Below are 14,322 nucleotides of genomic sequence, written 5' to 3'. Positions count from 1 at the left end.
TAAATATTGATTAAAATGCAGGCTTTTAATTAAGTCTTATCAGAAGGAGAGTAATCCCAACTGAGTTCTAGTCAAGAGGGAGTTGCCGTAGCGTAAGGTAAGCAGCGGCTTTCCGCGACCTGCTCACACTCGCCTGACGTATGCCAAAAGGTGAGCCGCCAATTTAATCTTCGACGAAGCCCTACTTTCAAGTGCGTTGATGACCAGTCGAGCTACCTCTTTTCTCTTCGAGAACGCATTGGCGTCGACAATAAACAGGCACTCCGAAACATGGTCTGGCCTATCTCAGCAGGAAATTTAAGGGTTCCAGACAATTTGTCTTATCGTTGCTCATCTCGCGTTCCCACAGTCTTTTCAAAATAGTGAAAGCTAGTGATGTCCGGGCGAGCCGCGATGCCCTTGATCAAGGTGAGCAAGGGAGTTTCGCCGAGGGGGTAGTCCGTGCGGATGGGTCCGGCAGCCTTGAGCGCGGAATACTGCCCGTCGTCGTAGAAGGCCGCGAGCAAAAGGTCGTCATCGCTCTGGAATGGGCCGCGCGTCGCGCGCAGGCGTTTGATCGCAGGCGGCACCAGAAGGCCGGGGCGTTCGGTGATCGGCTCCTGACCACGGGTGATCTTGTCATAGAGGTTTGGATCAATCGGGCCCGCAATCTCGCCATAACCGCCGCGCACGTAGAGCCGCACCTCATCGGGGACGGATTCGTAGCGCGGCCTGCCCTGATCGCGCCCCATAACGTTGAGGATCGCTTGCGTCACGATGTATTGGGCAAAGGGGCTGACGATGATCGGATAACCCAGATCCTCGCGGACATGCCACGCCTCTTCGAGAATGTCGTTGAGCCGTCCCTGAAGCCCCATGCTCTCGAGTTGATAGGCAAGGTTGGAGACCATGCCCCCGGGGCATTGGTGACAGAAGTGGAACTCGTCGTATTCCCGCACCTCGCCCACCGGCTTGCCTTCGACCTCGGCGATGAAGGCCAGACGTTCGGCCACCTCCTCGATCGGGCCAAGGTCGATATCCACCTCAAAGCCACGCCGACGCAGATTGCGGGTGACAGTCTCGGTCGGGCTGTGGCTGACGCCATTGGCGAGGGTTGAGGTGGCGGTATGCACCACATCGACACCATGCTCGACCGCCTGCAAGACGACGTAGGGGGCGAGGCCAGAGTTGCAATGCGTGTGGATCTGCAACGGCATGTTGCCCATCACCGTCTTGAGCGCGGGCACCAGCGTGGCGATACGCTCGGGTCGCAAGAGGCCGCTGGCATCCTTGAGAAAGATGCCATCGACACCGAGGGCCATCAGCTCTTTGGCTTTCTTCTGGTAATAGGCGTCGGTGTGAACCGGGCTGAAGGTATAGACCAGCCCGCCCACCACATGCAGGCCATGTTGCTTGGCTGCCCGAACGGGGATTTCGAGATTGCGCATGTCGTTGAGCGCGTCATAGGGGGTGTGATAGCGCATCCCGTTGGCTGCAAAGCGCTCTGCCGCCAGTTCTACGATGTCATCGGGAAAGAACTCGAAGGTAAAGAGGCTCTGGCCGCGCGTGTGGATGATGAGCGGGGTTTCGGTGATCCATTGATTGAGGATACGCATCCGCTCCCATGGGTCTTCGCGCAGGTAGCGCACGCAGACGTCGAACACGGCCCCGCCGACGAGGTCGATCGCCTCGAACCCGGCGCGGTTCAGCCGGGGAGCGATGTCCTGCATCATGGCGGTGGTCATGCGCGTGGCCCAGAGGCATTGATGCGCGTCGCGCAGGGTGACGTCTACCAGACGGATGGTACGGCTCATTTTTCCCCCTCAAAGACCTGCGGCAAGAAGCGTTCCTCGACCCATTTCGTGTGAATCCTGCTCGCCGCGAAATCCGGGTCGTGGACCAGCGCACGGTGCAGGTCGATGGTGGTGTCGATCCCCTCGACCTTGAAGGCGGCGAGCGCTGCGCGGGCGCGGCTCAGGGCGTGGGCGCGGTCCGTGCCATGAACGATAAGCTTGGCCAACATCGAATCGTAATAGGGCTGCACCGTGCTGCCTGTGGCGACAAAGCCATCCACCCGGATGCCCGGCCCGCGCGGCGGCTCCCATGTAGTGATCCGTCCCGGTGACGGGCGGAAATCATGCCGGAAGGATTCGGCGTTGATGCGAAACTCGATGGCATGGCCACAGTCGGCAGGGGGTGGGCCGACCGACAGCGCCTCGCCGCATGCGATGCGGAATTGTTCGGCCACCAGATCCGCGCCGGTCAGCATCTCTGACACGGGATGCTCGACCTGAATACGCGTGTTCATCTCGATGAAGAAATACTCTCGGGTGTCGGCATCAAAGATGAATTCGACCGTTCCGGCGCCGCGATAGTTCACACCAGCGGCCAGCCGAAGGGCGCTGTCCTGAATATGCGCGCGTTCCGTTGCGGTGAGGATGGGCGATGGTGCCTCTTCCAGCAATTTCTGATGTCGCCGCTGCACGGTGCAATCGCGTTCGCCCACATGCACGGCCTGCCCTTTGCCATCGCCAAAGACCTGCACCTCGATATGCCGGACATTCGATATGAAACGCTCGAGATAGACTGACGCATCGCCGAAGGCCTGCTGCGCCTCGCGGCTGGCCTGTGAAAAGAGCGCGGCGAATTCCGAGCGGGATCGGGCGATTCTCATGCCGCGACCGCCCCCGCCCGCGCTGGCCTTGATCAGGACGGGGAAGCCCATGTCGTCAAGAAGATGCTCCACTTGGGTAGGATCATCGACGACCCCGTCAGAGCCGCGCACGACTGGGACGCCAAATTTGATCGCGGTGGCGCGGGCCGCGGCCTTGTCCCCCATCAGGCGGATGGTTTGCGCCTCCGGGCCGATGAAGATCAGCCCCTCGGCGGCACAACGCTCTGCGAAATCGGCGTTCTCGGCCAGAAATCCATAGCCGGGATAGATCGCATCGCAGCCCGTGGCGCAGGCGACATGCAAGAGCGCATCGACATTGAGGTAGCTTTGGGAACTGGGCGCAGGGCCGATGCACACCGCCTCGGACGCCGCCCAGACATGGGGCGACGCCGCATCTGGCGCGGCAAAGACCGCCACCGATCTAATGCCAAGCGCGTTGCAGGCCCGCACCGCCCGCAACGCGATTTCGCCTCTGTTCGCAATCAGGACTTTCTTCACGGTGATCCCGGTCCTTGTGCTGCCATGTTCCCTAGCCTCACAAAATTTGAAAAATTGGCAAGCAAAATTTCACCTTGTAAAAATTTTCATTCCGGATTTTGATAATATGAAGATTCTTCTCTGCGAGGACCCTGCATGACTGCTCCGCTCAACCTGTCCAATCCGATCGGCGACCGCTCGAGCGTTTCGCAAAAGACCTTTGCCGTGATGGAATGTGTCGGGTCATCGGGGCGCCCGCTGACGACCTCTGAAATCGCCGTGCTGCTCGACATGCCGACACCGACGGTGCATCGGATCGTGCATCAACTGGATATGGATGGGCTTTTGGTGCAGGAGGCGGGCAGCCGTGGGTATGTGCCCGGCCCGCGCCTCTTCAACTTTGCGCTCAATGTGTTCCAGACGGCGGTGCGGCACGGCTCCAAGCATGCGATCCTCGAGCGGCTGTCGGCGGCTACCGGAGAGACCTCCAACTTTGGCATCATCTCCGGCGGGGCCTTGCTCTATGCCGACCGGGTCGAGGCCTCTTGGCCCTTTGGCCTGCGCTATGAGGTGGGATCGCGCGTGCCGCTGCATTGCACCTCGATGGGCAAGATGCTGTTGGCGCATCAACCCAAGCGACGGCGCGAGCATCTGCTGTCCCTGTCGGATCTGCATGCCTACACCGCCACGACAATGACCGACTTGACCGTGCTCGAAGAGCAGTTCGCCCAGATCCGGACGCAGGGCTATTCGCTCGACAATCAGGAGTTTCTGGCCGGTGTGATCTGTGCCGCCGTTCCGGTGCGGGATGCTCGGGGAAAGGTCTGCGCGGCGGTGGCCGTGTCCGCGCCGCAAGCGCGCATGCCGATGAGCCTTGCGATCCAGCACATCCCGCGACTTCTTGAGGCGGCTGAAGAAATTGCATCAGCCTGGGCGATGGACGAGGCCGAAGCAGGTGAGGATGGACATGCCCGGATTTAAGGAAATCGGCGAGATACTGAGCATTATCGACTCGTCCTCCTGTGACGAGGTTGTGCTTGAGACCCAGGACATCAAGCTCGTCGTGCGCCGAAGAGGGACGGGGCATGGAGAGGCGAGCGCCGCAGCAGCCCCGGTTGCCCCGGCGGCTCAGCCTGCGCCAACGGGGGCCAAGGCGCAGGCCGCAGCCGCCCCGACACCGGTTCCGCCGCAGGACGCCGGCGCAGGGGCCATTCGCGCGCCGATGGTGGGCACGTTTTACCGCGCCCCGTCGCCTGACGCCGCGCCCTTTGTCGAGGTAGGCAGCACGGTCGCGCAGGGTGATCCGCTCTGCATGATCGAGGTGATGAAGCTATTTACCACGATCCACGCAGAGACCGCCGGGGTGATCGAGAGCATCGGCGCAGAGAATGGCCAGTTGGTGGAGTTCGGTCAGGTCCTGTTCAACATCAAGCCGGGATAGGACCGCCACAGAAGACCGCGCGCAGATGAGCTTCGGGGAGGAAGTGAATGAAACCGGTACTTCAATCGACAGACAAGGTGGTGCTCACAATTGCACCAACGGGCGGGTTGCACGGCAGGGAGGCCAATCCGAGGCTGCCTGAACAGCCTGAGGACATCATCGCCACATTCGCGGATTGCTATTCGGCGGGGGCCACCATTGCCCATATTCATGTGCGCGACATGGAGGGGCGGACGAGCGCCGATCCGGTGATCTATGGCGAGGTGATCGCGGGCATCAAGGAACGCTGTCCCGAGATGATCACGCAGGTGGGCAACGGGATCGGCATCCGCCGCGAGGGCAACGGTGTCTGGACCGGGTTCACGCAGGACCAGCGTATGGCGCTGCTCGATCTCGATCCGGCCCCGGACATGCTGACCGTGAATGCCGGCACGTTTCATTTCCAGCACAAGGATGCGGAATTCCTGTTCAACAATTCAAAGGAATGGAACCGCGAGTTCATCACCGCCTGCCGGGAGCGTGGCATCGTCAACGAGTTGGAGGTGTATGACATCAGCCACATTGCCAACATGCTGCAGTTGCGCGACGAGGGCATCATTACCGATCCGATGCATTTCAGCTTTGTCATGGGGATCAATGGCGGGATTCCGGCAGAGCCGAAATACCTGCTCATGATGCTGGACGCGATCCCGGAAAATTCGAACTGGCAGATCGTATCGGTCGGACGCTCGCAATTGCCGCTGACGACCATGGCCGTGGCCATGGGGGGCAACATGCGCACCGGATTTGAGGATACGGTGTTCTTTGCCAAGGGCGAATTGGCGGACACCAACCGGCAATTGGTCGAACGCGCCGCGCGGATCGTCAATGAACTGGGCCGCGAAGTGGCCGATATCGACTATGCGCGGCGGATGCTGCACCACAAACCCAACGACCCCACGGGTCGCGCGGCCGTGATGTAGGCCATGGCGGACCCGGTGTTCAATCTGTCGGGGCGTGTGATCCTTGTCGCCGGGGGGGCCCGAGGCCTGGGATTTGATCTTGCGGCGGGGCTGGCGGCGCGCGGGGCGCGGATCGTGTTGGCGGACAGGTTGGCGGATGAGGTGGCCGCCGCCGTGGCGACGTTGCCGGGCGAAGGGCATCTGGCCTCTGAGCTGGATGTCACCGATGAAGGGAGCGTCGAGGCCGTCGTCGCCCTGGCAACGCGCCATGGCGGTCGGCTTGACGCGGTTCTCAACAGTGCGGGTATCGCCCGGTTCGCGCCGGCATTGGACCTGTCCTGTGAAGATTTCGTGGCGACAATGGCGGTGAATGTCACGGGGGCATTCCTGCTCTCGCGCTGTGCCGCCCGGATCATGATCGGGCAGGAGGGCGGTGGCAGGATTCTGCATCTCGCCTCGGTCTCGAGCTGGGTCGTGAACGAGAAATATTCGGCCTACTCCTCGAGCAAGGCGGCATTGGCGCAATTGGTGAAGCTCTTGGCGCTGGAATGGGCGCGCAGCGGCGTCACGGTCAATGCCATCGGTCCCGCCGTCACTCGCACGCCCCTGACCGAAGCGACGATCCTGGCCGATCCCGCGATGAGCGCGCAGGCCCTCGCACAGATTCCCATGGGCCGCTTTGGCGAGTCCGAGGATCTGATCGGGACTGTGGTGCTGTTGTTGTCGGAGGGCGGCCGATTCATCACCGGCCAGACCATCTATGTCGATGGGGGCCGAACGCTGAAATAGCGCATGCGAAGGGAGGTGTGCCAGACAACGTGCCGAAACGACGATCAAAGCTGCTGGCGGCATGAGAACCGGCCGGCATATTGCCAACCAAGGGAGGAATAAGATGAAGCAATTCAGTATGAACGGCTTGCGGTCAGTCGCCGCCGCCGCAATGATCGCAGCCTCGACCCTGACGGCGAGTATTGCCGCCGCAGAACAGGTTATTCCATTTCTCGCCTGCCCGCTGGGCTGCGGCGCGGTGCAGACTAACACCGTTCTTGCGGCCCGGATGGCACGGGACGGATCGGATATTCTGCCTGCTGCCCAGGAAACGCCGGGGTTCATGTACAACATCCGCGCCATGGCCGAGGAAAACCGATGGAAGAACACGGTTTTTGGCACCGAAGACACGGTGATCCAAGCCGCGTTTCAGGGTGGACGCGAAGAACTGATGACGTTCGTGCCGCAAGCTGTGCCGATCAAGTTTCAGCTTCTTTATGGCGAAGGGGCAGTGGCGCAGGGCAAGTTCTTTGTGACCTTCAACCCAGATATCAACTCGGTTGAGGATCTCAAGGGCAAGCGGATCTCGATTGGTCTGCCCACCCAGAGCGATTGGGGCATGGCCGCATCGCTGTTTCTGGAGCATGGCTATGGGATCACCGCCGAGAATTCCGACATCCGTTTCGTGACCCCGGCGGTCATGACACAAGAGTTGATAGACGGCACCACCGATGCCGCCCTAGCGGCGCTCGTGACCAATGGCGATCAAACCGTCTGGTGGACTAACGACCTGACCAGCAAGCTGCATGCCACGGGGCAACAGATCAAGTATCTTGGCCTGTCGGACGAGGCAATTGATACGGTCAACGAGAAATTCGACATGACCTATGGCCGCGTGACCGTGCCCGCGGGCAGCATGCCGGGCCAGACCGAGGATTTCATTGCCGGGACCAACCGCATCTTTGCGGCGGTGCATCCGGATTTCCCCGAAGATGTGGCCTACAAGATCGTGATGGGGGTCCACAAGCACGGGCCGGAGTTGCGCGAGAGCGGACAGGGGTTCTGGAAGTTCTGGTCCGAGGCCAACATGGTGTCCGGGTTGAGCGAGGAAACCGCGCATCCGGGGGCCATCAAGGCCTACAAGGAACTGGGGCTTTGGGAGCGGACCAAAGAGTTTCCGCCGATGACCTATCCCGAGAACTGAGGCCTTGGCCCCGGTTTGACACAAACACCGCAGAGGGTGCGCCGGTGCCCTCTGCCCTCTCTCACAACAGGCTGTCAGGATAGGGCAATATCCATGTCTTCCGAAACTCTACCGATCACGCGCGCGGGATGGTTCACTCGTGTGGTCGAGGTCGCGATATGGGGCATTGGCCTTGGGCTTGTCGGGTATCTTGCGCTCTCGGTCTTTGGGCTCGTGGCACATGGCTCTGTTTTCTATGTGAACTTTGCCATGGCCATCGTCGCCATGAGTGGCCTGCTGGCCCTGAGCGAGATTGACTCTCCCTCGGAAATAGAAGGCGAGGCCGGTCGGCGCGTCCGCAATCCGCATCTGCACCGGATCGGCGTTCTGATTGCGATGTTCTGCGGTCTGGGCGGGCTTGGTTATTTCTGGTGGTATCTTGACTGGATGGTCATCAACGCGCCGTTCTTCGATCCGCTGACCGTGACCTTTGGTTATCTGATCATGGGTGGGGTGATCTATCTGACATGGTTTCATTGGGGCCTGCTGCTCGCGTCGCTCTGCGCAGGTTCGATCCTCTATTTCTTTTTTGGTCAGTATATTCCGATCTCTTTGCTGCAGCATCCAGGCTATTCTGCGGCTTTCATCATGAATTACGTGTCGCTGAACACGAATCAGGGGTTTTTCCTGTTCTCAGGTGTGGCCGCCGATCAGATCTTCTTGCTGGTCATCTTCGGCACCACCCTCTTGGGCACCGGGATGCTACGGTTGACCATCGAAATCGGCAAGGCGACGGGACGGACGGTGCGCGGGGGCGCGGCCCTGCCCGCGATCATCGCCAGCGGGGCCATCGGCGCGGTGATGGGACAGGCGGTCTCGAACGTGGTGCTGAGTGGGCGTTTCACGATCCCCATGATGAAGCGCCACGGGTTCGGTCCGGCAATGGCGGGTGCAATCGAGGCCGCAGCCTCGTCCGCCGGTCAGATCCTGCCGCCGGTGCTGGGGCTTGGCGGGTTCCTGATCGCGGCCTTTCTGGGCATCCCTTATGTCGAGGTGGCGATGGCAGCACTGATCCCCGGATTGCTCTATCTCACAGGGGTGGTGTTTTCGGTGGGCAACTATGCGCTCGACCGCGATTTGCCCCGCCTCAACGAGCCTGTCGACCGGCGCTTGATCTGGCGGATGTCGCCGACATTTCTCGTGTCCTTTGTGCTGGTCATCTGGTTGCTGCTTGGGTTTCGTTCGGCCGGTTACGCAGCACTTGCGGGCATTGTTATGGCGCTTGTGCTGTCGCAATTACAGGGACCGTTCAAACCCACCAAGGCAGAGCTGGTGGCCTCGGTCCGAGAGGGGCTAGTGCTGACGACGCTTTTGTCGCTTTTGATCCTTGCCATTGGCCCCTTGGGTCAGGTGATGACGAGCACCAACCTGTCGGGGCGGCTGGCGACCATCCTGGCTACCACCCTGCCCGATAACGAGATCCTGTTACTGATCGGTGCGATGGTTCTGTCGTTGGTGCTGGGCATGGGGCTTCCGACGCCCATCGCCTATGTGGTGGCCTCGCTCGCGGTTGTGCCGTTCTTGCAAGAGGTGGGTGTTGATCCGCTGCGCGCGCATTTCTTTGTCTTTTACTTCGCCGTTTTCTCGACCTTGTCGCCGCCAGTTGCGGTCTCGGTTCTGGCGGCGGCCAAGCTCGCGAACGCGTCGTTCTGGACGACGGCCGTGCGATCCTTGCAGATTGCGAGCACGACCTTCATCATTCCCTTTGCGATTGTGTTCAACAAGCCGCTGCTTGAGTTTCCCAATGTCGATGCGACAGTCATCATGCCGATTGTCGAAGTATTGGTGACACAGATGGCCGGAGCCATTGCCGCCTTCGGGTTCTGCTTCAAGCGGCTGGGCTGGATGGGGCGTGGCTATTTCTATCTTGTGGTCGCCATTGGCTATGTGACCTTGACCCAACACGGTCGCCCCGTGCTTCTCGATATCCTTTTGTGCGGGAGCATGATTTTGGGATTCATGGGCTGCTATATTGCGACGCGGGCCGCCGCCCGGACTGAGAGCGCGCCATGATCCTGATCGGTCGTTACCTCTCGCCCTTTACCCGCCGTGTGGCGGTGTCCCTCTTGCGTCTTGACCTGCCCTTCGAGCGACAGGCGCTGACGGCCTGGGCCGATCTTGAGGCGCTGCGCAAACTCAACCCTGTGGGGCGGGTTCCGGCGCTCATCCTCGATGATGGCGAGATGATCTTTGAGAGCGGCGCCATCTTAGATGAAATAGACCGGATGGTCGGGCCCGAGCGGGCGTTGCTGCCAGCGGACGGACCAGAACGCCGCGCGGCCTTGCGTGTGACATCCGTGGCCCTCGGCATCATGGACAAGGCCGCAGCCGCTCGATACGAGCGCGTGATGCGGCCCGAGAACAAGATCCACACCCCATGGGTCGAGCACAATATCGGGCAGGCTCGGTCCGGCCTACAGTGGTTGAACACCGAGCTTGCCACCCCGCCCAAGTCTGTGTCGCAAGCGGTGATTTCCGCCGTTGTAGCGTATGACTTTATCGAATTTGCAATGAGCGATCTTGTCGATCTCAGCCAGTTTCCCGCGCTGCGCGATCTGGCGCTGCGATGTCGTGATCTCGAGGCGTTTCGCGAGACGCGGCCCGAAATCGACCTTTAGACAGAGGGGAAAACCATGACCAAGCCCTGCATCATCTGTATTGCCATGACCGGTGCCGTGCCTCGCAAGGCGGACAATCCCGCCGTTCCGATCACGATCTCGGAGCAGATCGAGTCGACGCAAGCGGCGTTTGAGGCGGGGGCCAGCATCGCGCATTGTCACGTGCGCAATGACGACGAGAGCCCGACCAGTGACCCGGAAAAATTCGCCCGCCTCAAGGAAGGGCTGGAAAAGCATTGCCCCGGCATGATCATCCAGTTCTCGACCGGCGGGCGCACGGCGGCGGGGCGGGAACGCGGGGCGATGCTCTCGCTTTGCCCTGACATGGCCTCGCTTACCACCGGCTCCAACAATTTTCCGGGGCGTATCTACGAGAATGCGCCCGAGTTGATCGATTGGCTGGCGTCAGAAATGCGCAGCCATCACATCAAGCCCGAAATCGAGGCGTTTGATCTGAGCCATATCTTCAAGGCGGTTGAGATGAACCGGGATGGGCGGATTCCCGGGAGCCTCTATATCCAGTTCGTGATGGGGGTAAAGAATGCCATGCCGGTCGACCGCGCGGTGTTCGAATTCTACATCCAGACCGTGCGCCGTCTGGCCCCGGATGCGGAATGGTGTGCCGCCGGTATCGGCCCCGCGCAGATCGTGATCAATGAATGGAGCGTCGCACTGGGCGGGCATTGCCGCACCGGGTTCGAGGACAATGTGCGCCTCGACAAGGACAGGCTTGCGCCGTCGAATGCGGCCCTCGTGGCGCGTACTGCGGAGCTCTGCGCCAAGTACAAACGCCCCGTGGCCACACCGGCGGAAGCAAGGCGTATTCTGGGCCTCGCGTCGTAGTACTAAATTGCGGTCATGTTGCAGATCGAGCATATCCTTTAACCTGACCCATTGGATGCTTTGGCTGTCAAGTTAGATCGGGTCCAGACGAAATGCAATTCGACCGGGCGAGCGAGACACAGGCGTGATTGGATCATGACCCGCCACGTAGATATCGACGGTGGCGCCGTCTAGATACTTAAACCGGGACCCTCCGCCAACGGCGCTAATGTGTTTGGGTCGCTGATGGGCCGCGTAGACAATCAGCAGCTTGCCGAGCGGATCTTGCAGCGCCTGCAGCTTGTAGAGGGCGGGTTCGTTGTCAAGCGGCATACCGCTTCCTAGTTGCCGCATGGATGCTCAACTAGCTAATCTCGCCAGCAGGTTGCGCACGTTCGAGACATGCCAGCGGCCATTGCGGCGGGTCCGGATATCTCGCACATTGAGTTCCTCTGCCATTGCACGGAGACTTGTATGCCCTTCGGCCCGGATGGAGCCCAGCACCGGCGCTAACGTCTGAGCGAATGCGTCCGCATTGGACGCCACGGCTTGTCTGAGCGCCACGCCCCCCTCTCCAGCCCGCCTCAGCGCTGCGGCCCCGTTTGGATTGCCCAACTTCACCCCACGCGCCTTGGCGGCGGCCAGCGCCTCTTTGGTGCGCCGCGAGATTGCCTCGCGCTCCTGCTGGGCCACAAGCGCCATGATGCCGACAGTGAGATCGTTTGCCTCGGGCATGTCACAGGCCAGAAACCGCACGCCACTGCCCTGCAGCGTCAGAAGAAAGGCGGCGTTGCGGCTGAGACGGTCCAGTTTGGCGATGACAAGCGTCGCACCAGTGAGCCTGGCGAGATCGAGCGCCTGCTTCAGTTCAGGCCGGTCATTCCTGCCCCCGCTCTCTACCTCGGTAAAGCGAGCGAGGACCTTAGCCGCACGCTCGACCGCGAAGGCGTCGATGGCCTTGCGCTGCGCCTCGAGGCCAAGCCCGGATCGGCCCTGTCTGGCAGTGGACACCCGCTCGTAGGCGACCAGCTTCGGATTCTGGACAGTCTCTCTGACCATGTACAAACCTGCCTAACGTTGGTTGCGCAGGTTTGTACATCGCTCGATTGGGCTTGGAAGTGTAGTCAGAACTGCCGGATAAAATTGGCTGGTGCGAGTCGAGTGAGACTTCATTGCGCTTACTGCAGGGATCACTTTGAGAACGCCTTGCGAATACAGCGGCATTGCCGGGCTGTGCACGGCGATGCCATGCCTTAAGGAATTCCGCCTTCGCTGGAGATTGCGGCATCTGCAGTTTGTATCACCACATCCGGACGCAGCCCAGCATCACAGGTCTTAGTACTTTAGTCGGAACGGCCATAAAGCTGGGCTTTGGCAGTAGTCTCTGGGCGGGCAAACCTGCCCCCAGCGAATAGGCTCGCCGGTGCTGGACCCGACGAGCCGAAAATGATGAAATCACCCACACATGGGCATCTCACATCACTCCAACAATGTGACAGCCACATGACAAATGTCTGACTTCTGGGAGATTTTCGGCCAGAGTCGAAGGCTGCCCATAGCCAAAATTGGCAGAAGACTTCGCACCGTGCGGGGCCGTCTGGACCCCCAGAATAAAACGCTACTTCGGCGGCACCAGCAACAGACATCGGAGGCAATCCGCTTCTCGAACCGATCGCATTGTTGGTCAGCTTGTCGAACGCCTGCCTAGTCAGACCGAGTGAACGATCCAATTCGCAGGATTGATGCCATTTGTCCTCTGTTCCGTGTCCTGTTCGGAAGTCTTCGGGTCAAAGGCATGCATCCGCGCCCTAATCCAGCACGCGCGCGACTGCGCCAATCAGGTCCAATACCTCTCGCGTCTCGCGGTCCACGCGGTAGACATAGTCGCCAACGCGGTAGTAGGTCTCGTTCGGGTTAAGACCATAGCGCCCTGGATTTCTGATGATCCAATAGTCGTCAAAGATCACGTCGCCGCGCCCGTATCTGCGGACTTGGCCAGGCGGCACGCAGGGCGGGTTTTTCTTGGCCAGACCGGGAGGGCAATCCGCGGCTCTTACAAAGCCGCTAGATTGTCCCTTGCTGGAATTATGATTTCCCGCTTCTGCAGCGAGCCCAAGACAGGCCACCGCCGTTGCCGCGATCAAAATCGGAGAATGTCGCATGATGTTACTCCCGCTCATTTACTGTGTGGCAAAGATAAGCATTCTGCCGGCAAGCTGTCCCTCAGCGTAATACGCGTCAGCGGAAAAGGGCCTATTGATCAATCAGCCGGGTCCGTGGTCATGAACTTCTGCAGCCTGAAGAGCATAGCTGCCCCCGTCTCCGTGATCAACGCGCGCACAATTGGCGTCCGCGGTCGCTTTAGGTTCACTCCGGACAATCCTGGGTGTCCTAGACATCTAGCCGCCTGCGCCACCGCGATGCCACGCCAGACAGTCCCCGCATAGGTGTTCAGCCCTCCGACACCCTGACGTTGACCGGCGGAACGTTGAGGTCATCTTCGGCACGGTCGCCGGCAGCAATGAGCGTGATGACTTTGATGCTGGTGCTGTCGTCCGCGCCACTCTCCGGCAGTCGCAACCTGGTGCGGGCCGAGGGGCTCAACCCCAGTTCCGCCATGAAACGCCCCATTATCTCGAGCTGCTTGTTGGCGACCGTGAGCCAGGGCGATTGCTGGACATAGCCCGAGGGCGTCTTGATCAGCGCAGGCCCGTTGGAAAGGTGTTCCTCCGCCTCCACCCAGCGTGCATAAGCCGCGCAGTATGCCGCCAGAGCAGCGCGATCCGCCAGTGTCAGAAGGCCCGCTTCATGCAGAGGTGTGGCTAACCTGCGCCATTCCTTGCGCGCCAATTCATTCAGATGCGCCGGGCATCGTGGTAGCGAAGCCAGCGGGCGTGTCACTTGATCGCGTGCACGCGGTATCGGCTTGCGCCCTCTCATGACCGGTCATCGTCTTGGTGCGCCCCGAGCTTCATTCGTTCCGAGATTTCCTCGAGACGTTTCTCTAGGCGTTCTCTCGGGCTAACGATTGTGCGGACAATATTCGTGATCCCGGGATTGGCCTGATGCTCGATGTTGGAGGTTTCGCGCCAGCCGGCTTGCGTCTTGAGATAGAAAATCGAGGACGCCGTATCCCCGTTTCGCGCCCTCTGCAGCAATCCGTTCGCAACATGCGCGATGGCTTTGGCCTTGCCCTTTTTATAGCGTGCGAGAACGTCCGGATCACGGTCGCAGATCGCGCGGAACGTGTTGCGGGCAATGCCGAAATAATCCGCAATCTGATCCTGGTTCAGCAAGGCCGCCAGTGTCTCCACCTCGCGCACCTGATCTGGTGCAAGTGTGCGTTTCGGACGGGCCAT

Annotated in this window: 15 protein-coding genes; 8 read left to right on the top strand and 7 right to left on the bottom strand. The window is 60.6% G+C overall.

All coding sequences use genetic code 11. The annotated features are described in order from the left end of the window. Window positions 1-320 precede the first annotated feature (320 nt). A complete protein-coding gene (locus ROS217_RS15950; protein ID WP_009818820.1) occupies window positions 321-1,793 on the bottom strand; it encodes a pyruvate carboxylase subunit B in 1,473 nt (490 codons plus the stop codon). Continuing rightward, on the bottom strand, window positions 1,790-3,151 hold the full coding sequence (locus ROS217_RS15945; RefSeq protein WP_009818819.1) for an acetyl-CoA carboxylase biotin carboxylase subunit: 1,362 nt from the start codon (window positions 3,149-3,151) through the stop codon (window positions 1,790-1,792). Before ROS217_RS15945 ends, ROS217_RS15950 begins: the two co-directional genes overlap by 4 nt. 135 nt (window positions 3,152-3,286) lie before the next feature. On the opposite strand from ROS217_RS15945, the gene ROS217_RS15940 reads away from it, so the two are divergent. The 8 genes from ROS217_RS15940 to ROS217_RS15905 all read left to right on the top strand — a co-directional run bounded on the left by ROS217_RS15940 (window position 3,287) and on the right by ROS217_RS15905 (window position 10,984). Next, window positions 3,287-4,111 carry an IclR family transcriptional regulator gene (locus tag ROS217_RS15940; RefSeq protein ID WP_009818818.1) on the top strand — a complete coding sequence of 275 codons (825 nt, stop codon included), beginning with the start codon at window positions 3,287-3,289 and terminating at the stop codon, window positions 4,109-4,111. Next, complete coding sequence (gene accB, locus ROS217_RS15935; RefSeq protein WP_040651609.1) at window positions 4,098-4,571, top strand: acetyl-CoA carboxylase biotin carboxyl carrier protein; 474 nt, start codon at window positions 4,098-4,100, stop codon at window positions 4,569-4,571. Before ROS217_RS15940 ends, accB begins: the two co-directional genes overlap by 14 nt. 47 nt (window positions 4,572-4,618) lie before the next feature. Next, window positions 4,619-5,533 (top strand): 3-keto-5-aminohexanoate cleavage protein, encoded by a 915-nt coding sequence (locus ROS217_RS15930; protein WP_009818816.1) that lies wholly within the window; start codon window positions 4,619-4,621, stop codon window positions 5,531-5,533. 3 nt (window positions 5,534-5,536) lie between these two features. Continuing rightward, a complete protein-coding gene (locus ROS217_RS15925) occupies window positions 5,537-6,301 on the top strand; it encodes an SDR family NAD(P)-dependent oxidoreductase (RefSeq protein ID WP_009818815.1) in 765 nt (254 codons plus the stop codon). Window positions 6,302-6,404: 103 nt separating this feature from the next. Next, window positions 6,405-7,484: a TAXI family TRAP transporter solute-binding subunit gene (locus tag ROS217_RS15920; RefSeq protein ID WP_009818814.1), complete on the top strand. Its 1,080-nt coding sequence runs from the start codon at window positions 6,405-6,407 to the stop codon at window positions 7,482-7,484. Window positions 7,485-7,577: 93 nt separating this feature from the next. Then, window positions 7,578-9,536: a TRAP transporter permease gene (locus ROS217_RS15915; protein WP_009818813.1), complete on the top strand. Its 1,959-nt coding sequence runs from the start codon at window positions 7,578-7,580 to the stop codon at window positions 9,534-9,536. Next, the gene (locus tag ROS217_RS15910; RefSeq protein ID WP_009818812.1) at window positions 9,533-10,141 is read left to right on the top strand and encodes a glutathione S-transferase family protein; all 609 of its coding nucleotides are present in this window, start codon (window positions 9,533-9,535) and stop codon (window positions 10,139-10,141) included. The genes ROS217_RS15915 and ROS217_RS15910 overlap by 4 nt, the downstream gene beginning before the upstream one ends. Window positions 10,142-10,156: 15 nt before the next feature. Then, window positions 10,157-10,984: a 3-keto-5-aminohexanoate cleavage protein gene (locus ROS217_RS15905; protein ID WP_009818811.1), complete on the top strand. Its 828-nt coding sequence runs from the start codon at window positions 10,157-10,159 to the stop codon at window positions 10,982-10,984. Between the two features lie 72 nt (window positions 10,985-11,056). Here ROS217_RS15905 and ROS217_RS15900 read toward each other — a convergent pair whose 3' ends face one another. From ROS217_RS15900 to ROS217_RS15880, 5 genes are all read right to left on the bottom strand, one after another. Continuing rightward, entirely contained in the window at window positions 11,057-11,296 is a 240-nt protein-coding gene (locus ROS217_RS15900; protein WP_009818810.1) for a hypothetical protein, read from the bottom strand. 27 nt (window positions 11,297-11,323) lie between these two features. After that, the gene (locus ROS217_RS15895; RefSeq protein ID WP_009818809.1) at window positions 11,324-12,022 is read right to left on the bottom strand and encodes a recombinase family protein; all 699 of its coding nucleotides are present in this window, start codon (window positions 12,020-12,022) and stop codon (window positions 11,324-11,326) included. Window positions 12,023-12,771: 749 nt separating this feature from the next. Further along, window positions 12,772-13,125, bottom strand: coding sequence for a hypothetical protein (locus ROS217_RS24410; RefSeq protein ID WP_009818808.1), 354 nt, complete (start codon window positions 13,123-13,125; stop codon window positions 12,772-12,774). A 289-nt stretch (window positions 13,126-13,414) separates the two neighbouring features. After that, on the bottom strand, window positions 13,415-13,864 hold the full coding sequence (locus tag ROS217_RS15885) for a phage terminase small subunit P27 family (RefSeq protein ID WP_254656444.1): 450 nt from the start codon (window positions 13,862-13,864) through the stop codon (window positions 13,415-13,417). Between the two features lie 35 nt (window positions 13,865-13,899). Further along, entirely contained in the window at window positions 13,900-14,322 is a 423-nt protein-coding gene (locus ROS217_RS15880; RefSeq protein ID WP_009818778.1) for a hypothetical protein, read from the bottom strand.

The sequence above is a fragment of the Roseovarius sp. 217 genome (assembly GCF_000152845.1).
Lineage (GTDB): Bacteria > Pseudomonadota > Alphaproteobacteria > Rhodobacterales > Rhodobacteraceae > Roseovarius.
This window is presented reverse-complemented; position numbering and strand designations above follow the sequence as displayed.

Coding starts and splice junctions, on each gene's coding strand:
- ROS217_RS15950 (WP_009818820.1), bottom strand. CDS start 1,793: ATGAGCCGTACCATCCGTCTGGTAGACGTCACCCTGCGCGACGCGCAT.
- ROS217_RS15940 (WP_009818818.1), top strand. CDS start 3,287: ATGACTGCTCCGCTCAACCTGTCCAATCCGATCGGCGACCGCTCGAGC.
- accB (WP_040651609.1), top strand. CDS start 4,098: ATGCCCGGATTTAAGGAAATCGGCGAGATACTGAGCATTATCGACTCG.
- ROS217_RS15930 (WP_009818816.1), top strand. CDS start 4,619: ATGAAACCGGTACTTCAATCGACAGACAAGGTGGTGCTCACAATTGCA.
- ROS217_RS15925 (WP_009818815.1), top strand. CDS start 5,537: ATGGCGGACCCGGTGTTCAATCTGTCGGGGCGTGTGATCCTTGTCGCC.
- ROS217_RS15920 (WP_009818814.1), top strand. CDS start 6,405: ATGAAGCAATTCAGTATGAACGGCTTGCGGTCAGTCGCCGCCGCCGCA.
- ROS217_RS15915 (WP_009818813.1), top strand. CDS start 7,578: ATGTCTTCCGAAACTCTACCGATCACGCGCGCGGGATGGTTCACTCGT.
- ROS217_RS15910 (WP_009818812.1), top strand. CDS start 9,533: ATGATCCTGATCGGTCGTTACCTCTCGCCCTTTACCCGCCGTGTGGCG.
- ROS217_RS15905 (WP_009818811.1), top strand. CDS start 10,157: ATGACCAAGCCCTGCATCATCTGTATTGCCATGACCGGTGCCGTGCCT.
- ROS217_RS15900 (WP_009818810.1), bottom strand. CDS start 11,296: ATGCCGCTTGACAACGAACCCGCCCTCTACAAGCTGCAGGCGCTGCAA.
- ROS217_RS15895 (WP_009818809.1), bottom strand. CDS start 12,022: ATGGTCAGAGAGACTGTCCAGAATCCGAAGCTGGTCGCCTACGAGCGG.
- ROS217_RS24410 (WP_009818808.1), bottom strand. CDS start 13,125: ATGCGACATTCTCCGATTTTGATCGCGGCAACGGCGGTGGCCTGTCTT.
- ROS217_RS15880 (WP_009818778.1), bottom strand. CDS start 14,322: ATGGCCCGTCCGAAACGCACACTTGCACCAGATCAGGTGCGCGAGGTG.